Genomic DNA, 19423 nt, shown 5'->3' on the forward strand with positions numbered 1-19423 from the left:
TGTGGTGCGCCGGCCCCGGCGTCAGGGCAGGTAGTCGTCGTCTTCGTCGGCGCCGTCGCGGCGCCAGTCGGCCAGCCGCGCGCGCAGGCGCACGGCGGCCTGGCCGTGGATCTGGCAGGCGCGCGATTCGCTCACGCCCAGCACCGCGCCGATCTCGCGCAGGTTCAGTTCCTGCTCGTAGTACAGCGACAGCACCAGGCGCTCGCGCTCGGGCAGGCCGTCGATGGCCTCGGCCAGCGCGTCGCGGAAGGCGACCTGTTCGAACGCGCGCGCCGGGCTGGCGGTGTCGTGGCTGGCCAGCCGCGCCTCGCCGTCGTGTTCGTCCATGTGCGCATCGAGGCTGACCAGCTGCCCGCGCGCGGCGTTCTCGACCATGGCGTGGTATTCGTCCAGCCCCACGCCGAGCTGCGCGGCCACCTGCTGCGCGGTCGCGGCTTGGCCGGTGGTCTGCTCGACCTCGCGGGTGGCCGACACGATGTCGCGGTAGCGGCGGTGCACCGAGCGCGGCACCCAGTCGCCGCGGCGGATCTCGTCGATCATCGCGCCGCGGATGCGGATCGAGGCGTAGGTCTCGAACGCCGCGCCCTGGTCGGACTGGAAATTGCGCGCGGCGTCGATCAGGCCGAGCATGCCGGCCTGGATCAGGTCGTCGATCTCCACGCTCGCCGGCAGGCGCGCGGCGAGGTGGTGGGCGATGCGCCGCACCAGTTCGCCGTGCTTCTCGACCACTTCGGCGGCGCTGCCCTGCTGGTTGGCGCGGTACTGCGCGGTCGCGGCGGCGTTCATGCGGCGGCCCCCCGCGCGGCGGCCGGGGCGACCAGGCGCTCGAGGAAGAATTCGACGTGGCCGCGCGCGCCGGGCGGCGACTGCCACTGGCGCGAGCGCCGGGCGATGTCGCGGAACGCCACCGACGAGGGCGCGGACGGGAACACGTCCACCACCGCCTCCTGGCGCTGCACCGCGCGGCGCAGCCATTCGTCGCGCGGGATCGCGCCGAGGTAGTTCAGGGTCACGTCGAGGAAGCGCGCGCTGACGCGCTCGAGCTTCTCGAACAGCTGCCGGCCCTCGCGCTGGTCCTGCACCTGGTTGGCCAGCACCTGCACCCGGTTCACGCCGCGCTCGCGGCTGAGCACCTTGATCAGGGCATAGGCGTCGGTGACCGAGGCCGGCTCGTCGCAGACCACCACGATCACGTCCTGCGCGGCCTGGCAGAAGGTCAGCACGCCGTCGGCGATGCCGGCGGCGTTGTCCACCACCATCACGTCCAGGTCCAGGTCGAGCTCGGAGAACGCGTGCACCAGGCCCACGTGCTGGCTGGGCTGGAGTTCGGTCATGTGGCGCTTGCCGGACGCGGCCGGGACGATCATCAGCCCGTTGGGGCATTCGATCACCGTGTCGCGCAGCTCGCAGCGGTCGGCGAACACGTCGGCCAGGGTGAAGGTGGGCGTCAGGCCCAGCATCACGTCGACGTTGGCCAGGCCCAGGTCGGTGTCCAGCAGCAGGGTGCGCTGCCCGGCGTTGACCAGGGCGGTGGCCAGGTTGACCGAGACCGAGGTCTTGCCGACGCCGCCCTTGCCGCTGGCGACGGCGATCACCCGCACGGGGCCGGGGGCCCGGTCTGCGGCGGAAACGGGCACGATGGGGTCAGGCGACTGCATGGCGATCCTCGGTGGCGAGGGGGTTATCGGCAGCACGGCGGGATTTCTCCAGTGACTGGACGAGGCGGGTGGCATCGGCGGCATCGAGGTCGGACGGCACCTGCTGCCCCTGGGTGGTGTAGGCGATGGCCAGTTCGTGGCGGGCGAGCACCGACAGCGCCGAACCGGGCCGGCCGGTCTCGTCGAGCTTGGTCAGCACCACGCCCTCGGGCTTGGCGGGGCGGTAGCGGCGGACGACCTCGCCGAGGTCGTAGGGATGGGCGTTGGCCGGCAGCACCAGCAGGCTGCGCACCTTGCGCGAGGCCCGCAGCCACAGGATCTGGCTGAACACGGCGCGGTCGCGCGGGGCGTGGCCGGTGGTGTCGACCAGCACCAACGGGTAGTCGACCAGCTGCGCGAGGGTGTCCTGCAGCCCTTCGGGACCCTGCGCCTCGCACACGGTGATGCCGAGGCGGCGGCCGTGGGCCTGCAGCTGCTCGAGCGCGCCGGCGCGCTCGCAGTCGGTGGTCACCAGCGCCACGTCGCGGGCGCGGTGGCGGGCGGCGAAGCGCGCGGCCAGCTTGGCCGCCGTCGTCGTCTTGCCGGCGCCGGTGGGACCGACCAGGGCGATCACGCCGCCGTCGTCCAGCGGTTCGCTGCGGGTGACGGTGATCATCCGCGCCAGGGTCTCGAACATCGGGCCGTGGATCGCGTCGACCGGCAGCCGCGGATCGATCTGGGCGGCAACCTCGCGCGCCAGCGAGTCCTCGCAGCCGTAGCCGGCCAGCGCATCGAGCACCGCCGCGCGCGCGGGCGAGCCGCGCAGGCGCTCGAGCGAGAGCTGCTCCATCTGGGTTTCCATCATCTGGCGCATGCGCGCCATCTCCTCGCGCATCGAGACGATGGCGGGGTCGGTGTCGGGCGTGGCGACGGCCCGGAGGGCTTGCGGCGCGGTCGTGTCGCGCGTGTCGGACGGGGCGTTCCCGGAACGGCAGGTGGCGATCGCCGGACGCGCCACCTCGGCGGCGGCCGGTGCGGTCGCTGCGGCGAGCGGTCGTGCTGCCGTGGCGCGGGCGTCGGTCGCCGGTTCCGGGCGCAGCGGCATCGGGAACTCGGGCATCAGCTGGCCGAAGTCGTCGTCCTCCTCGTCGCGCGCGGGGCGCTCGCCGGCAGCCGCGCCGGTGGCGGCGCCGCGCGGGGCGAGGAAGGCGGGGGCGGCGGGTTCGAAGTCCGCGGCGGTGGGCTGCGGCGCCGGGACGGGCGCCGGCATGGGAGCGGAGGCAGGCGCGGCTGCCGGCGCGGGGGCCTGCGGCGACACTGGCGCCGGCGTATCGACGCGGGGCGCCGACGCCGGCGCGGCGTCGAGCGCGGCCATCATCGCCTCGAAGCGGCTCGGGGCCGGCGGCGCCGCGATCGCGGGGGTTGCCGGGTGGAGCGTGGCGGCGACCGGTGGGTGTTCGCCGGCCGTGGGGGCGTGCGCGGCGGGAGGCGCCGGGTGGGCGCGGGTCGTGATCGCGGCGGCCGGAGCGGGCGCAGCCGGGACGGGTGCGGCCGGTGCGGCGGGAGGAGTCGCCGGCGCCGGGACGGCGACAGCGCGGGTCAGGTCGGACAGTGTCGCGCCGTCGCCGATGCGGAACACGGCGCGGGCGCGCGAGATCAGGCTGTCGCGGGCCGAGGCATCGCCGGCGGCCGGTGCGGGAGCGGCGGCGGCGGGCGAGCGGGGCGGCGCGGCGGACGGCGCCGCGGCCTGGGCGCGGGCGGGCGCATCGGCGATCGCCGGCGCGGCGGCGCGCAGCGCCTGGGCCACCAGGGCCTCGTCGTAGTCGGTCGCGGCAACCACCTCGATGCCGGCGCCATCGGCGCTGGCGCGAGTGGACAGGATCACCGCGTCGGGTCCTTGTTCGTCGCGGACCATGCGCAGGGCGGTGCGCATGTCGGGAGCGGTGAAGCGCTTGATTCGCATGGTGTCGTCCCGGGTCGGGGAGGTGGCGGCAGGTGGCTGCCCCCTTCCTGCAAGACCCGGGCCTGAACTGCCGGAGCGGCGCGTCGGAAGCTTGGCAGCCGGCCGGAGCGGGCGGTGTCGGGACGCCGGCGCCCCGGCATGGACGGAGCCCCGGCCCCTTTTCCGGCGCTTGCCGCCCAGGGACCATGTCTTCACGGTGACTCCGCGGACGGGGCACGGGCTTCGGTGGGCGTCGAAACCGCGTAGCCCGGACAAGGCCGAAGGCCGCATCGGGATTGATCCGAGGTGCGCCGGGAGGGGGCGATTGGCCCCGGGTGCGCTTCGCTTGCCCGGGCTACGAGCACCTGACGGACGTGCCCCGGCGCCAGCCGGTGCGCAGGCTCCGGTGTGGCCGCGGCGCCCCACGCCGAGCGGGTGCACCGCTGGCTGGGACGTCGTGTCCTCAAGCGCGGCCGCGGCACATCCGTGTGCCGCTTGCACCCGCTCCGCGCGGGGCGCCGCGGCATGGCGACCGAGGGGGCGTCGCTTCGGTGGCGCGTGGAGGCGACATCCTTCCGGATGCGTTCCGGTTGCGGCCGAGGGGCGGAAGCCGTAGCCCGGATAAGGCCAAAGGCCGCATCCGGGGTGATTTGAGGCGCGCCGGGCGATGCGCGTGGCGACGGGCCCCGAGTGCGTTTCGCTTACCCGGGCTACGAGCACCTGACGGACGTGCCCCGGCGCCAGCCGGTGCGCAGGCTCCGGTGTGGCCGCGGCGCCCCACGCCGAGCGGGTGCACCGCTCGCTGGGACGTCGTGTCCTCAATCGCGGCCGCGGCACATCCCTGTGCCGCTTGCACCCGCTCGGCGCGGGGCGCCGCGGCACGGCGACCGAGGGGGCGTCGCTTCGGTGGCGCGCGCAGGCGACGTCCTTCCGGATGCGTTCCGGTGGCGGTCGAGGGGCGGAAGCCGTCGCCCGGATCAGGCCGCAGGCCGCATCCGGGTGATTTGAGGCGCGCCGGGCGATGCGCGTGGCGATTGGCCCCGGGTGCGCTCTGCTTACCCGGGCTACGGCGCTTTTCTCTGGCGGCCGCGGCACATCCGCGTGCCGCTTGCGCCCGCTCCGCGCGGGGCGCTGCAGCATTGCGACCGCGGGGGCGTCGCCTCGGGTGTGCGTGGAGGCGCAGATCTTTCCCGGTGCCGGGCGAAGACAGGGCCGCGTAGCCCGGATAAGGCCGCAGGCCGCATCCGGGTTGCCGGGAGCCCAAACGCATGATGAGGTGGCGAAGGGCCCCGGGTGCGCTCCGCTTGCCCGGGCTACGGCGGTCAGCCCACCGCGCCGACCAGCCGCAGGCGCTTGTCTTCGGGCACTTCGGCGTAGGCCAGCACCGCCAGCGAGGGCACGCTGTGGCGGACCAGGCGCGCGACCGCGGCGCGCACGCCGCCGGGCACCAGCAGCACCGCGGGCTCGCCGCGGCTTTCCTGGCGGGTGACGCAGTCGCCGAGGTTCTGGTGCAGGCGTTCGGCCAGGCCCGGTTCCAGCGCCGCGCCCTGGCCGCTGACCGATTCCTGCAGCACGCGCTCCAGCGCCGGGGCCAGGGTGTAGACCGGCAGCTCGGGCGCCATGCCGTTGAGTTCCTGCACGATGAAGCGGCCCAGCGCCACCCGCACCGCGGCGGTGAGTGCGGCCGGGTCCTGGGTGTGGGCGCCGTGCTCGAGCAGGGTCTCGACGATCTGCCGCATCTGCCGCACCGGCACCCGGTCGGCGAGCAGCGATTGCAGCACCTTCACCACCACCGACAGCGGCAGCAGCTTGGGCACCAGGTCCTCGACCAGCTTGGGCACGCTGCGGCCGAGCGCGGTGAGCAGGTGCTGCACCTCGTCGTGGCCGAGCAGGTCCGGCGCGCGTTCGCGCACGATGTGCGACAGGTGGGTGGCCGCGACCGTGGCCGCGTCGACTACGGTGTAGCCCAGCGATTCGGCATGCGCGCGCTGGCCCGGCAGGATCCACACCGCGTCCAGGCCGAACGCCGGGTCCTTGCCCGGGATGCCGTCGAGCTGGCCGAACACGCGGCCGGGATCGAGCGCCAGTTCGCGGTCGGGCACCAGTTCGCCGGTGGCCACCGGCACGCCGTGCACCAGCACCCGGTACTGGCCCGGGGCGAGTTCGAGGTTGTCGCGCACGTGCACGGCGGGGATCAGGAAGCCCAGGTCCTGGGTCAGCTTGCGGCGCACGCCCTTGAGCCGGGCCAGCAGTTGCCCGCCCTGGGCCTGGTCGACCAGCGCGATCAGGCGGTAGCCCACCTCCAGCGCCAGCGGTTCGACCGGGCGGATCTCGTCCCAGCTCAGTTCGGCCATCGGTGCAGGCGCCGCGTCGTTGCGGGCTTCCGCCGGCGCAGCCTCGGCCTCCTCGGCCTTCTTGCGCAGCTTCCACGCCGCGAAGCCGAGGATCGCCGCCAGCGCCAGGAACGGCAGGTTGGGCATGCCCGGCACGATGCCGATCACGCCCATCAGCAGCGCCGAGACGGTCAGCGCGCGCTGGTGGCCGAAGACCTGCTTCGACACCGTCTCGCCCATCTCCTGCTCGCCGGTGGAACGGGTGACCAGCATCGCGGTGGCGACCGCCACCAGCAGCGCCGGCAGCTGCGCCACCAGGCCGTCGCCGATCGCGAGCGTGGTGTAGGTCTGCGCGGCGGACCCGAACGACATGCCGTGCGAGAGCATGCCGATCAGGATGCCGCCGACCAGGTTGATCACCAGGATCAGGATGCCGGCAATGGCGTCGCCGCGGACGAACTTGCTGGCGCCGTCCATCGAGCCGTAGAAGTCGGCTTCCTCGCGCACTTCCTGGCGCCGGGCCTTGGCGTCCTCGCGGTTGAGCAGGCCGGCGTTGAGGTCGGCGTCGATCGCCATCTGCTTGCCGGGCAGGGCGTCGAGGATGAAGCGCGCCGACACCTCGGAGATGCGCCCGGCGCCCTTGGTGACGACCACGAAGTTGACGATGGTCAGGATCGCGAACACCACGATGCCGACCGCGTAGCTGCCGCCGATCACGAACTGGCCGAAGGCCTCGATCACATGCCCGGCCGCCGCGCCGCCCTGGTGGCCGTGCAGCAGCACCACGCGGGTGGAGGCCACGTTCAGGGCCAGCCGCAGCAGGGTGACCAGCAGCAGCACGCTGGGGAAGATCGAGAATTCCAGCGGCCGCTTCACGTACACCACCGCCAGCATCACCACCAGCGACAGCGCGATGTTGATGGTGAACAGGCCGTCGAGCAGCAGCGGCGGCAGCGGCACGATCACCATCGCCAGGATCGCCAGCACCACCACCGGCGCGGCGGCGCCGCTGCGCAGGCTGTGCATCAGGCCGCTGCCGCGGCCGGGCAGGGCGCTCATCGTGCCGGGATCCCGTCGTCGGGATCCGGGGCGCCGTCGGCGCCCACGTCGAACTCGGCCATTGCCGGCATCGGCCCGCGGCCGGGCACCCAGGCCCGCAGCTGGTAGACGTACGACAGCACCTGCGCCACGGCGGCGTAGAGTTTCACCGGGATCTCCTGGTCGACCTGCGACTGCCGATACAAGGCGCGTGCCAGCGGCGGCGCCTCGACCACCGCCACCCGGTGCTGCTCGGCCAGGGCGCGGATCGCCAGCGCCATCTCGTCCACGCCCTTGGCCACCACCTTCGGCGCGCGCATGCCCGGCTGGTACTGCATCGCCACCGCGTAGTGGGTCGGGTTCATCACCACCACGTCGGCGGTGGGCACCGCCTCCATCATCCGGCGCTGCGACATCTGCCGCTGCACCTGGCGCACGCGCGCCTTCAGCTCGGGATTGCCCTCGGCCTCCTTGGCCTCGTCGCGCAGCTCCTGCTTGGTCATCTTCAGCTTGCTCTTGTGCTGGTGGTGCTGCCACGGCACGTCGATCAGGGCCAGCACGGCGAGCGCGCCGACCATCGCCAGCAGCGCCGACGAGGCGAGGTCCACGCCGCCGGCGACCGCGGCCTCCAGCGACGCCTGCGGCATCGACAGCAGGCTGGAGAACGCGCGCCATACCATCCAGCCGCCGACCCCGCCGATCAGCGCCACCCGCAGCAGCGAGCGCACCAGTTCGGCCAGGCTCTCGGCGCCGTACACGCGGGCGAAGCCCTTGATCGGGTTCAGGCGCCCGAAGTCGGGCTGCAGCGACTTGCTGGCGAAGCGGATCCCGCCCATCGCCATCGGCGCCAGCAGGCACGCGGCCAGCGCCGCGAACAGCAGCGGCAGCAGCGGCAGCGCCAGCTTGCCGACCAGGGCGGCGGCGTGCGGCAGCAGGCGGTCGGGCGCGTCGAGCAGGGCGCGGTCGAAGCGCAGCGCGTCGCGCATCCAGTCGCGCGAGTGCGCGCCCACGCTGCCGCTGGTGGCCTTCAGCGCCAGCACCGCGCAGCCGAGCACGGCCACGTTGGCCAGCTCGCGCGAGCGCGGGACCTGGCCTTTCTCGCGCGCATCGCGCAGCCGTTTCTCTGTCGGCTGTTCGGTGCGGTCTTCCTTCTGGGCTTCCTCGCTCATCGCCTCAGCCCGTCAGTGCGCGCGCGGCGGTGAAGGCGTCGCCGAACAGGCGGTCCACCGGCGACTGCAGCTGCTGCATCAGCAGCATCAACAGGGCCAGGCCGACCAGCAGCGAGACCGGCAGGCCGATCGCGATCGGGTTGAGCTGGGCGGCGGCGCGGGCCAGCACGCCGAAGGCGATGTTCACCGCCAGCAGCGCCATCATCACCGGCAGCGCCAGCAGGGTGCCGGCGCGCAGGCAGGCGCCGAAGAACGCCGGCACCGCCTCCAGCAGCGCGTCCACGTCCGGCAGCGCGGCACCGATCGGCAGCCCGCCGTAGCTGTCGGCCAGCACGCCGACCAAGGCCAGGTGGCCGTCGACGGTGAAGAACAGCAGCGCGAAGGCGATGTAGAACCACTGCGACAGCACCGCCGAGGACGCGCCGCTGAGCGGATCGGCCATGGTCGCGAACGACAGGCCCATGCCCTGGCTGACCAGCTCGCCTGCCAGGCGCCCGGCCTCGAACGCCAGCCGCAGCATCATGCCGATGGCGATCCCGACGGTGAATTCGCGCAGCACGCCCAGGGCGGTGGCCGCGTCCACGCCCATCGGCGGCGGCGCCGGCAGCACGGTCGACAGCGCCGCGGACAGCGCCAGGGTGGTGATTAGCCGCGCACGCACCGGGATGCCGCGGCCGCCGATCACCGGCAGCACCTGCAGCGCCGCGCCGATGCGCAGCGCGTACCACAGCACGGTGGCCAGCATGCCGAACAGGTCGACGCCGGCCATCGACGCGAGCGAGACGGTGTCCATCGCCTGGGCGGGCCTCAGCCGATGAGGTGCGGGATGCGGTGGAACAGGTCGGTGGTGAAGGCGACCATGCGCCCGAGCAGGAAATGCCCGGTGGCGGCGAGCACCGCCACCAGTCCGACCACCTTGACCACGAACGGGATCGTCGGCTCGTTGATCTGGGTGGCGGCCTGGATCACGCCGACCGCCACGCCGACCACCAGCACCGCGATCAGCGGCGGGCCGCCGAGCACGAGCGCCATCTGCAGGCCGCGGGAGATCTCGCCGAGTGCGGTTTCGGGGCTCATGGCGTCAGACCGGGTTGAAGCTGGCCGCGAGCGAGCCGACGACCAGCACCCAGCCGTCGACCAGCACGAACAGCAGGATCTTGAACGGCGCCGAGATCAGCATCGGCGAGAGCATCATCATGCCCATCGACATCAGCACGCTCGCCACCACCAGGTCGATGATCACGAACGGGATGTAGATCAGGAACGCGATCTCGAACGCGGTCTTGAGTTCGCTGGTCAGGAACGACGCGGCCAGCACGCCGAACGGCACGTCCTGCGGGGTCGCGTACGGGCCGGAGTTCGACAGCCCGGCGAAGGTCATCAGGTCGGTCTCGCGCACCTGCGCCAGCATGAAGCCGCGGAAGGGTTCGGAGGCCGCGGCCCAGGCCGCGCGGAAATCGAGCTGGTCGTCCAGGTACGGTGCGATGCCCGCGGTCCAGGCCTGGTCGAACACCGGCATCATCACCATCGAGGTCAGGAACAGCGCCAGCGCCAGCAGCACCTGGTTGCTCGGCGTCTGCCCGGTGCCCAGCGCCTGGCGCAGCAGGCCGAGCACGATGATGATCCGGGTGAACGCGGTCAGCCCCAGCAGCGCCGCCGGCAGCAGAGTGATGCCGGTCATCAGCGCCAGCACCTGCAGCGGCAGGCTCACCGGCTGGTTGCCGATGTTGCCCACTTCCACCGATGGCAGCGGCTGCGCCGGCGACGCGGCCGGCACCGCCGGCACCGCGGGCGCGGCCTGGGCGAAGGCGATCGAGGGCGCGAGCACCGCCGACAGCAGGCACGCGGCCAGCAGCCAGGCCGGCCAGGTGGCGCGGCAGGCGGCCGCGGCGCGGCGGAGGACGTGCAGCAGGCTCATGACTTCTTTCCGAGGTGCCGGGCCAGCAGCTGCGCGAACGCCGGCGTGGACTTCGCGGCGGCGGCCGGCAGCGGCTGATCGAGGGTGTGCAGGGTGCGGGTGCCGCCGGCGCCGACGCCGAGCAGCAGCTGGGTCTCGCCGACCTCGACCACCACCAGGCGGTCGCGCGGGCCGAGCGCCAGCGCACCGACGATGCGCAGCGACGGATGCGCACCCGCGCCGCCGCCCATGCCGGGCATGCGCTTGGCCAACCACGACAGCACCAGGATCAGGGCCACCACCAGCACCAGCGCGAACACCGCGCCGCCGAGCGTGCCGACGCTGGCGGGCGACTGCGGCGCCGCGGCCGGCGTGCCGGCCTGCGCGGTGGTCGTGGCCGTCGCCGCGGCGCGCGGCGCGTCGGTCGATGCGAGGGCGCGCGCGGTCGCGTCCGCGGCCGGCATCGCGGCCGCGGCGGCGGCCGCATCGGCACCCGCCTCGGGCTGGTCCGGCACCACGGCGGCATGGCCGATCGCGGTCGCTTTGGGGGCGACGCCATCGGCGGCGGTTGCGGTGTCGGCGGCCGGGGGCGCGGTGACGGCGTCGTCGCCCGCGGCGTCCAGCGTCGCCGGCGCGGCATCCGCCCAGGCGCTGGCGGCCGGCAGCTGCGCGGCGTCCTGCGAAGCGCTCGCGCTCATCGCAGCCTCTTGATCCGCTCGGCCGGGCTGACCACGTCGGTCAGGCGCACGCCGAAGCGGTCGTTGACCACCACCACCTCGCCCTGCGCGATCAGGGTGCCGTTGACGTACACGTCCAGCGGTTCGCCGGCGCCGCGCTCGAGTTCGACCACCGAGCCCTGGTTGAGCTGCAGCAGGTTGCGGATCGGGATCCGCGCGCGGCCGACTTCCAGCGACAGCGAGACCGGCACGTCGAGGATGACGTCGAGGTTGAGGTCCGCGCCCGCGGGACCGGCCTGGCCGGCATCGGCGGTGAGCGGGTCGAAGGCGGCCAGGGCGGCGTCGTTGCTGGTCATGGCGTCAGGCTCAGGGAATCGAGGGTGGGAACGGTCCGCGCGGCATGCACCTGCGTGACCTTGATGGCGTTCTTGCCGTTGTGGATGCCGAACTCGCCGGTGAACAGCGGCATCTGCTCGACCTGCAGCTGCACGTGGCGTGCCAGCTCGATCGGGATCACGTCGCCGACCTTCAGCCGCGACAGTTCGCGCAGGCTGATCTGGCGCCGGGCGATGGCCGAGCTGAGCTCGACCTCGGCGTCCTGCAGCTGGGTGCGCATGGCGCGGGTCCAGCCCTCGTCCTTCTCGATCCGGTCGCTCTGCACGCCGGCGTCGAGCTGTTCGCGGATCGGTTCGAGCATCGAATACGGGATCGACACGTGCAGCTCGCCGCCGCCGCCCTCGAGCTCGACGTGGAAGCGGCTGACCACGATGTACTCGCGCGGGCTGATGATGTTGGCGAAGTGCGGGTTGACCTCGGAGTTGAGGTACTCGAACTCCACCGGCATCACCGGCGCCCAGGCGTCGACCAGGTCGGAGAAGGTCTGCTTGAGCAGCAGCTGGATCACGCGCATCTCGGTGGGCGTGAACTCGCGGCCCTCGATGCGGGTGTGGAACTTGCCGTTGCCGCCGAAGAAGTTGTCCACCACGGTGAACACCAGGCGCGGCTCGAAGGTGACGATGGCGGTGCCGCGCAGCGGCTTCATCTTCACCAGGTTGAGGTTGGTCGGCACCTGCAGCGAGTGCATGTACTCGCCGAAGCGCAGCAGGTCGATGCCGCGCACCGACAGGTCGGCCGAGCGCCGCAGCAGGTTGAACAGGCCCACGCGCCAGGTGCGCGCGAAGCGCTCGTTGATCATCTCCAGGGTCGGCAGCTTGCCGCGGACGATGCGGTCCTGGCTGGCGAAGTCGTAGCTGCGCGCCTCGCCCGGCGCCGGCGGCGGCTCGGTCTCGACCGCGCCGCTGTCGACGCCGTGCAGCAGGGCGTCGATCTCGTCCTGGCTGAGCAGGTCGGCGCTCATCACTGGGTCACCAGGCTGGTGAAGATGACCGCTTCGATCTTGTCCGGCGCGCCTTCGGCCTTGAGCAGGGCCCGCACTTCGTCGCGCGCGGCCTGCTGGAGGTTCTCCTTGCCGCTGCGCTGGGAGAGCTGCTCGGCCTGCTGCTGTCCGAACAGCAGCAGCAACCGGTTGCGCACGGAGGGCAGGTGGGCCTCGAGCGCGGCCAGCGTGGCCGGGTCGCGGGTGACCAGCTGCACGTCGGCCTGCAGGTAGCGGGTGCCGTCGGGGTCGGCGAGGTTGACCACGAACGAGGGTTCCAGCGCGATGTACTGCGCGGGCAGGCGCGCCGGCGTGGCGGGCTTGGCCTCGGCCTCGGCGTGCTGCTTCGACTGCCACCACCACCAGCCGCCGCCACCGGCGCCGGCGAGCACGACGATGGCGATCGACAGCAGCAGCCACAGGCGGCGCTTGGGTTTGGCGGCCGCAGCGGCCGGGGCGGTCTGGGTGGTGGCGGCAGGGGCTGGCACGAGCGATGACTCCGGCGGGGATGCCGGGGGGATGCAATCCGCGTGCCGCGCCCGCGACGGCGTTTTGACGGACCGCGCTCCCGCGGGGCGCCGGACGTTTGACGGCCGCCCTCCGGCCGGCGCCGGTGGTGTCGCGGCGCTGGGGCGCCCGCCTTCCCGGAGCCGACCCTCGGTCCGATCAGGCGACGCCGCCCCGCGTCGCCCGGGCAAGCGAAGCGCACCCGGGATGCCGTCGCCACGCCGGAGCGCGCGGATGGCACCGCAACGGCGCACGATGCGGTCACCGGCGGTGGCTCCGATGTCATCGTGTTCCCGGATGCGGCCTTCGGCCTTATCCGGGCTACGCCGCCGTAGCCCGGGTAAGCGAAGCGCACCCGGGACGCCGTCGCCACGCCGGATGACGGAGCGATGTCGCCGTGCCGTGCCGCATGGCGTCCGCTTTTTCCCTGACGCCGTCACCTCCCCCGGATGCGGCCTTCGGCCTTGTCCGGGCTACGCCGCGCGGGCTCAGGCGTATTCGTCGAGCAGGCCGCGCAGGCGCACCTGGGTCGCGATCGCGGGCGGCGCGTCGTCGCCGGGGCGGGACTCGCCGCGCGCGGCCGCATCGCCGCGCGCCGCGCTGCCGTCCTGGCCGGCCTGGCGTTGGCTGACGTCGGCCTGGCCGAGCTGCAGGCCGTGCTGGCCGAGCAGCTCGCGCAGGCGCGGCAGGCTGGCCTCGATCGCCTGCCGGACCTCGGCGTGGGCGCTCTGGAATTCGGCCCGGACGCGGTCGCCGTCGAGCTCGACGCGCACGTCGATCGGCCCGACGTGCTCCGGGTTCAGGCGGATCTCGGCGTGCCCCAGGCGCTGCTCGGCCATCCATGCGATGCGGGTGCCGAAGCCGTCGTCGAAGCCGGCGGACGGGTCGGCCGGCATCGGCAGGGGCACGGGCACGGCGGGCGGCGGCGCGGCGGCGGCCGGTGCGCGCGGGGCGGCCAGCGGCGCGGAGCCGGCGATGCCGGTCTCCGGTGTGTCGACCGACAGCATGGCCTCGGCCGGATTCCCGGCATCGGCGGTCGCCGCCGCGTCCACGGCCAGGGCCGCAAGCGCCAGGGCCGGCGCAGCGTGCGCGTCGCCGCTCGACGTGGCCGCGGCTGTTGTCGCACGCGCGAGGTCGGGACCGGCGGTGGACGCCGCCGTCAGCGCGTCCGCGGCCAGGGAATTCGAGGGTCCGGACACCGCCGCGTCGCTGGCGCTGGTCACCGGTGCGCCCGCGAGCGCCGCGGCGGTGGCCGCCGGCAGGCCGGGCAGCCCCGCCACGCCCGTGGTCGCGTCCGTGGCGGCCGACGTGCCCGGCGCCTGCGCGCCGAGCCACTGCCCGGCAAGCATCGCCAGCAGCTGGCCGGGCGCGCGTTCGCCGCCGATGGGCGTTTCGGTGGGTTCGGTCGTCTCGGCGCGCGCGTCGGGCTGCGACGGGCCGCGCGCGGCGCCGGCCGCGGGTGGCGGCGCCAGCAGGTCGGCGAAGGCACGCGCGTCGGCCTGCGCCGCATCGGTCGGTTCGCTTCCGGCGGCGTTGGCGTCGGGCGCCGCGCCGCGCGCGCCGCGCGTCGACGCCGGTGCGCGGGAATCGGGACCCGTATCCACGCGAGCGCCCGGCCGGGTCTGGGATTGGGGCGGCGGGGTCGCACCGAGCGCGGCGGCGTTCACGATCCCGCTCCGTCGCCGGACTGCGCGGCCAGCCGCGCACGGCGGCCGCCGAGGTCGTCCATCTCGCGCTGCACGCGCTGCTCGGCGGCCTTCGATTCCTGCGCCCGGTAGCTGTCGGCCAGCTGTTCGAGCACCTTCGTCTCGCGGCTGGCCAGCATCAGCCGCGCACGCTCGACGTCGCTGAGCTGGCGGCTCTGGTCGACGATCCCGGCCTGCTGCACCACCGCGGCGTTGAGCCGCTCGCGGAACGCGAGCCGGTTGACCAGCAGCGCCGGCGAGATCGAGGCCTCGGCCGGTGCGGCCGCGTATTCCTCGGCGTAGCGCCGCAGCGCGTCCAGGCGCTCCTGCTGCTCGCCGAGCGCGCGCTCGCGGTCGGCGACCTCGCGCGCGACCGAGTCCTGTCGCTGCTGCATGATCCTGAGCAGCGGATCGAGCCGTTGCGAACGCATGGACGTCAGGCCTCCTGCGGGCGGGATGGGGCGGCGCCCTGCGGCGCGCCGGGGTCGAGCAGCGTGGCGAGCGCGTCGCGGCTGGACGCCACGTCCGCGGCCTCGCTCACGTCCTGGCCGAGGAAGGCCTGGATCGCGGGCCAGCGGGCGACGGCCTCGTCCACCACCGGATCGCTGCCGCGCTGGTAGGCGCCGATCGCGATCAGGTCGCGCTGCGCCGAATGCGCCGCCATCAGCCGCTTGAGCCGGCGGATGCGCTCGCGCCACGGCGCGTCGGTGATCTCCTGCATGACGCGGCTCACCGACACCTCGACGTCGATCGCCGGGTACTGGCCGGCGTCGGCGATGCGGCGGGTGAGCACGATGTGGCCGTCGAGGATCGCGCGCGCGGCGTCGGCGATCGGCTCCTGCTGGTCGTCGCCTTCGGTGAGCACGGTGTAGAACGCGGTGATCGAGCCGCGGCCGTCGGCGCCGTTGCCGGCGCGTTCCACCAGCTGCGGCAGCTTGGCGAACACGCTCGGCGGATAGCCGCGCGTGGTCGGCGGTTCGCCCACCGACAGGCCGATCTCGCGCTGGGCATGGGCGAAACGGGTCAGCGAATCCATCAGCAGCAGCACGTGCAGGCCCTGGTCGCGGTAGTACTCGGCGATCGCGGTGGCGCGCAGCGCGCCGTGCAGGCGCGCCAGCGGCGGCCGGTCGGCGGGCGTGGCCACCACCACCGCGCGGCGCAGGCCTTCCTCGCCCAGCGTGCTCTCGACGAAGTCGCGCACCTCGCGGCCGCGTTCGCCGATCAGGCCGACCACGATCACGTCGGCCTTGGTGAAGCGGGTCATCATGCCCAGCAGCGTGGACTTGCCCACGCCAGAGCCGGCGAACAGGCCGATGCGCTGGCCGCGGCCGATCGGCAGCAGGGCGTTGATCGCGCGCACGCCCACGTCGAGCGACTGCGTGATCGGCTCGCGCATCAGCGGATTGATCGCGGTGCCGGCCAGGCCGACCCACTGTTCGGCGCGGATCGGGCCGCGGCCGTCGAGCGGCACGCCGTCGCTGTCGATGACGCGACCGAGCAGGCCTTCGCCCACGGCCACTTCGCCGCGCCGGCGCGAGGGCACCACGCGCGCGTTCGGCAGCAGGCCCTCCAGGTCGGCGGTCGGCATCAGGTAGGTGCGGTCGCCGGCGAAGCCGACGACTTCGGCATCCACCCAGCGCCCGCCGGCGGTTTCCACCTTGCAGCGCGAACCCAGCGGCGCGCTGCAGCCGGAGGCTTCGAGCGTCAGGCCGACCGCGCGCCGCAGCACGCCCTCGCGGGCCAGCGCCAGCGAGGCCGGCTTCGGATCGGCGGCCTGCAGGCGCGCGGCCAGGCGCAGGTTGCGCGCCTCCTGCCAGTGCGCGGCGGCGACCGCGCTCACGGCTGCGCCTCGCTGGCGGCCAGGGTCGCCTCGAGCACGCACTGCAGGCGCGAGGCGATGGTGCCGTCGATGCGCACGCTCTCGCTGTGCAGGCGCAGTTCGCCGCGGCCGAGCGCGCCGTCCACCACCAGGCGCACGCCGTCCAGGCCGGCCAGGTGCGGGGCGAGCACGCCGAAATCGTCGTTGTGCAGGCGCAGTTCGAGTTCGCGGGTGTCGCTGCCCACCGCCTCCAGCGCCTCGCGCACCAGGTCGGCCAGCAGGGTGGGATCGGTCCGGTAGGCGCGCCCGAGCAGGCTGCCGGCGATGCGCACCGCCAGGTCGGCCAGCGCCTCGGCCACTTCGCCGTCGAGGCGCGCCAGCGGCCGGGTGAAGCCGTCCAGCACGCCTTCGATCTGCGCCACCATGCGCCGGATCTCGGCCTGGCCGGCGGCGAGGCCTTCGGCGTGGCCGCGGGCGTAGCCTTCCTCGCGCGCGGCGCGTTCGAGCGCCTGCAGGTCCTCGACGCTGGGCGGCGCCGGCGGCGGTTCCGGCGCCGGCGGCGGCACCACCGACAGTCCGGGCGCGTTCCAGCGCACCGCGCCGGAGGCCATCGTCGGGTCCACCGCGGGCAGCGCGCCGGCGGCGTTCAAACCAGCACCTCGGCCTTGGCCGCGAGCTGGATGTCGCCGTTGTCGGCCATCCGCCGCACCACCGCCAGGATTTCCTTCTGCGCCGCTTCCACCTCGGCCAGGCGCACCGGGCCGCGTGCCTCCATGTCCTCGATCAGGATCTCGGCCGCGCGCTGCGACATGTTGCCGGTGATCTTCTCGCGCACGCGCGCGTCGGCGCCGCGCAGGGCCAGCGCCAGCTGTTCACTGGAGATCTCGCGCAGCACCGCCTGCATCGCGCGGTCGTCGATCTCGGCCAGGTTGTCGAACACGAACATCAGGTCGCGGATGCGGGTGCCGAGCTCGCTGTCGACCTCGCCGATCGCGCCCAGCAGCACCTCGTCCTGGCCGGAGTCCATGAAGTTGAGGATGTTGGCCGCCACCTTCACCCCGCCCACCGACGAGGACTTGATGTTCTGGCTGCCGGAGAACTGCCGCGCCATCACTTCGTTGAGTTCGTTGAGCGCATGCGGCGGGATGCCGTCGAGCGTGGCCAGGCGCAGCAGCACGTCCACGCGCACGCGTTCGGCCAGGCACTTGAGCACTTCGGCGGCCTGGTCGCCGTCGAGGTGGGCCATCACGATGGCGATGATCTGCGGGTGCTCGTTGCGCACCAGTTCCGCGATCGCGCGCGGCTCCATCCACTTCAGGGTGTCGAGGCCGGAGGTGTTGCGGCCGTGCAGGATGCGGTCGATCAGGCTGCTGGCGCGGTCCTCGCCGAGCGCCTGGGTGAGCACCGCGCGTACGTATTCGTCCGCGCCGCTGCCCAGGCCGCTGGGCTGGGCCAGCACGTCGACGAACTCGTCGAACACCTTGGCCACGGCCTCGCGGCTCACGCCGCCGACCGAGGTCATCGCCAGGCCGAGCTTCTGCACTTCCTTGGCGCCCATGTGCTTGAGCACCTCGGCCGCCTGCTGCTCGCCGAGCGAGAGCAGCACGATCGCCGCGCGCTGCACGCCGGTGAGCGAATCGGTGCGCACCAGGTCAGCCATCGGAGGCCACCATGTCGCGCACCACCTGGGCCACGCGCTTGGCGTCGGTGTTGACCGCGGTGCGCGCGATCTCGAGCTTGTCGTCGAAGTTCATCGCCGCCGCGCCCGGGGCGCCGCCGGCGGGCGCCGCCACCTTGGCCTGCGCGGGCGCGGAGAGGGTGACCGGCGGTTCGTCGTCGACGTCGGCGGCCGGCAGCACGGTCGCCGTCGCGACCTTGGGCGCCAGCAGCTGGCGCGAGGCCGGCCGCAGCACGGTGAAGATCAGCAGCAGCACCGCCAGGCCGCCGAACACCAGCCGCGCCAGTTCGCGCGCACGCGGGTGCTGCCAGATCGGCGGGCCTTCCAGCGGCGCGTCCAGCGCGCCGCGGGCGAACGGGGCGTTGACCACCGAGACCACGTCGCCGCGCGCGGCGTCGAAGCCGATCGCCTGCTGCACCAGGGTCTCGATGCGCGTGATCTCGGCGGCGCTCAGGGCGCGGCCCGCGGCGGCCGCGGCGGGCGCACCGTTGGCGCCCGGGGCCGCGGGCGCGGCGGGGGCGAGGTTGTCGACCAGCACCGCCGCGGTGACGCGGCGGATGCGGCCGGGCGCCTGGCGGGTGTGGGTCAGGGTGCGGTCGATCTCGTAGTTGCGCACCGAGCTGCGGCTGCCCGGGCCGGTGCTGGCCTCGGCCGCCGCCGGCGCGGCGAGATCGGCCGCGTCGGGGTTGTTGCTCACCGCGCCCGGCACGCCCTGGGCGACCGCGTCGGCGCCGCCGACCGCGCTGCCGCTCTCGGACACCTGCTCGCTGCGCACCATCGCCGGCTGCGGGCCGTAGCGCTCGCTGGCCTCCTCGGTCTGGGCGAAATCCATGTCCACGCTGACCTTGGCGCTCACGCGCCCGGGGCCGGTCATCGGCTCGAGCAGTTCCTCGATGCGCTGCACGTACACCGCTTCCTGGCGCCGCTGCTGGTCGAACTGCTTGGCGCCGATCGCGTCCTCGCTCTGCGGGTCGGCGTTGGAGAGCATGCGGCCGAACTGGTCGACCACGGTCACGCGCTCGGGCGGCAGCCCGGGGATGGACGAGGCGACGAGGTGCACGATCGCATTCACCTGGCCCTGCTCGAGCGTGCTGCCGGCGCGCAGCTGCAGCACCACCGAGGCGCTGGCCGGTTCCTTCTGGCGGGTGAACGCGCTCGGCTTGGGCATGGCCAGGTGCACGCGCGCCTCGCGCACGGGCCGCAGGTTGCCGATGGTGCGCGCCAGCTCGATCTCCTGCGCGTGCTGGTAGCGCGCGCTCTCGATGAACTGGCTGGTGCCGAAGCCCTGGTCGCCCTGCATCGATTCGAAGCCCTTGCCGTCGGCCGCCGGCAGGCCGGCCGCGGCCAGCGCCATGCGCGCATCGCCGACCTGGTCGAGCGGCACCGCCAGCGCGCCGGTGGCCGGGTCGAGCTTGAACGGGATCTGCGCGGTGCGCAGCAGTTCGGCGGCCTCGGCGTTGGACTTGGGGTCCAGCCCGGCCTGCACCGGCACGAAGTCCGGCTTCTGGCTCCAGAAGAACAGCCACAGCCCGAGCGCGATCGCCGCGGCGACCAGCGCCAGCAGGCCGAGCTGGCGCACCGCCGGGATGTCCTGCAGGCGGCCGAGGTCGCGCAGGTTGGCGGAGGCCTTGGGAAGTGCGATCACGCTCATGGTCGGGGCCGGCTG

General features: G+C 73.8%; 18 protein-coding genes. All 18 read right to left on the reverse strand.

From position 1 onward, the window contains the following. Positions 1 to 21: 21 nt before the first annotated feature. The 18 genes from QFW80_RS12660 to fliF all read right to left on the reverse strand — a co-directional run bounded on the left by QFW80_RS12660 (position 22) and on the right by fliF (position 19408). Positions 22 to 786, reverse strand: coding sequence for an RNA polymerase sigma factor FliA (locus QFW80_RS12660; RefSeq protein ID WP_280602342.1), 765 nt, complete (start codon positions 784 to 786; stop codon positions 22 to 24). Beyond that, positions 783 to 1658: a MinD/ParA family protein gene (locus QFW80_RS12665; protein WP_280602343.1), complete on the reverse strand. Its 876-nt coding sequence runs from the start codon at positions 1656 to 1658 to the stop codon at positions 783 to 785. The genes QFW80_RS12660 and QFW80_RS12665 overlap by 4 nt, the downstream gene beginning before the upstream one ends. Next, positions 1645 to 3600, reverse strand: a complete 1956-nt coding sequence (locus QFW80_RS12670; protein WP_280602344.1) for a flagellar biosynthesis protein FlhF — start codon at positions 3598 to 3600, stop codon at positions 1645 to 1647. Before QFW80_RS12670 ends, QFW80_RS12665 begins: the two co-directional genes overlap by 14 nt. 1301 nt (positions 3601 to 4901) lie before the next feature. Beyond that, entirely contained in the window at positions 4902 to 6971 is a 2070-nt protein-coding gene (gene flhA / locus QFW80_RS12675) for a flagellar biosynthesis protein FlhA (protein ID WP_280602345.1), read from the reverse strand. Beyond that, positions 6968 to 8119, reverse strand: coding sequence for a flagellar biosynthesis protein FlhB (gene flhB / locus QFW80_RS12680; RefSeq protein ID WP_280602346.1), 1152 nt, complete (start codon positions 8117 to 8119; stop codon positions 6968 to 6970). Before flhB ends, flhA begins: the two co-directional genes overlap by 4 nt. Positions 8120 to 8123: 4 nt before the next feature. Then, a complete protein-coding gene (gene fliR / locus QFW80_RS12685) occupies positions 8124 to 8912 on the reverse strand; it encodes a flagellar biosynthetic protein FliR (RefSeq protein ID WP_280602347.1) in 789 nt (262 codons plus the stop codon). Between the two features lie 14 nt (positions 8913 to 8926). Beyond that, the gene (locus QFW80_RS12690) at positions 8927 to 9196 is read right to left on the reverse strand and encodes a flagellar biosynthetic protein FliQ (protein WP_280579501.1); all 270 of its coding nucleotides are present in this window, start codon (positions 9194 to 9196) and stop codon (positions 8927 to 8929) included. A gap of 4 nt (positions 9197 to 9200) precedes the next feature. Continuing rightward, positions 9201 to 10037 carry a flagellar type III secretion system pore protein FliP gene (gene fliP / locus QFW80_RS12695; RefSeq protein WP_280602348.1) on the reverse strand — a complete coding sequence of 279 codons (837 nt, stop codon included), beginning with the start codon at positions 10035 to 10037 and terminating at the stop codon, positions 9201 to 9203. Then, entirely contained in the window at positions 10034 to 10480 is a 447-nt protein-coding gene (gene fliO / locus QFW80_RS12700) for a flagellar biosynthetic protein FliO (protein ID WP_280603049.1), read from the reverse strand. The genes fliP and fliO overlap by 4 nt, the downstream gene beginning before the upstream one ends. A 230-nt stretch (positions 10481 to 10710) precedes the next feature. After that, the gene (gene fliN, locus QFW80_RS12705; protein WP_280602349.1) at positions 10711 to 11049 is read right to left on the reverse strand and encodes a flagellar motor switch protein FliN; all 339 of its coding nucleotides are present in this window, start codon (positions 11047 to 11049) and stop codon (positions 10711 to 10713) included. Continuing rightward, positions 11046 to 12053 (reverse strand): flagellar motor switch protein FliM, encoded by a 1008-nt coding sequence (gene fliM, locus QFW80_RS12710; RefSeq protein WP_280602350.1) that lies wholly within the window; start codon positions 12051 to 12053, stop codon positions 11046 to 11048. Before fliM ends, fliN begins: the two co-directional genes overlap by 4 nt. Next, positions 12050 to 12556 (reverse strand): flagellar basal body-associated FliL family protein, encoded by a 507-nt coding sequence (locus QFW80_RS12715; RefSeq protein ID WP_280602351.1) that lies wholly within the window; start codon positions 12554 to 12556, stop codon positions 12050 to 12052. The genes fliM and QFW80_RS12715 overlap by 4 nt, the downstream gene beginning before the upstream one ends. 507 nt (positions 12557 to 13063) lie before the next feature. Next, the gene (locus QFW80_RS12720) at positions 13064 to 14179 is read right to left on the reverse strand and encodes a flagellar hook-length control protein FliK (RefSeq protein ID WP_280602352.1); all 1116 of its coding nucleotides are present in this window, start codon (positions 14177 to 14179) and stop codon (positions 13064 to 13066) included. A 59-nt stretch (positions 14180 to 14238) separates the two neighbouring features. Then, positions 14239 to 14691: a flagellar export protein FliJ gene (gene fliJ / locus QFW80_RS12725; protein ID WP_280602353.1), complete on the reverse strand. Its 453-nt coding sequence runs from the start codon at positions 14689 to 14691 to the stop codon at positions 14239 to 14241. Positions 14692 to 14696: 5 nt separating this feature from the next. After that, a complete protein-coding gene (fliI, locus tag QFW80_RS12730; protein WP_280602354.1) occupies positions 14697 to 16100 on the reverse strand; it encodes a flagellar protein export ATPase FliI in 1404 nt (467 codons plus the stop codon). Next, complete coding sequence (locus QFW80_RS12735) at positions 16097 to 16690, reverse strand: FliH/SctL family protein (RefSeq protein ID WP_280603051.1); 594 nt, start codon at positions 16688 to 16690, stop codon at positions 16097 to 16099. Before QFW80_RS12735 ends, fliI begins: the two co-directional genes overlap by 4 nt. A 35-nt stretch (positions 16691 to 16725) precedes the next feature. Then, entirely contained in the window at positions 16726 to 17739 is a 1014-nt protein-coding gene (gene fliG / locus QFW80_RS12740) for a flagellar motor switch protein FliG (protein ID WP_280602355.1), read from the reverse strand. After that, the gene (gene fliF, locus QFW80_RS12745) at positions 17732 to 19408 is read right to left on the reverse strand and encodes a flagellar basal-body MS-ring/collar protein FliF (RefSeq protein WP_280602356.1); all 1677 of its coding nucleotides are present in this window, start codon (positions 19406 to 19408) and stop codon (positions 17732 to 17734) included. The genes fliG and fliF overlap by 8 nt, the downstream gene beginning before the upstream one ends. Positions 19409 to 19423 lie beyond the last annotated feature (15 nt).

Source organism: Luteimonas rhizosphaericola (genome assembly GCF_029888045.1).
Taxonomy (GTDB): Bacteria; Pseudomonadota; Gammaproteobacteria; order Xanthomonadales; family Xanthomonadaceae; genus Luteimonas; species Luteimonas rhizosphaericola.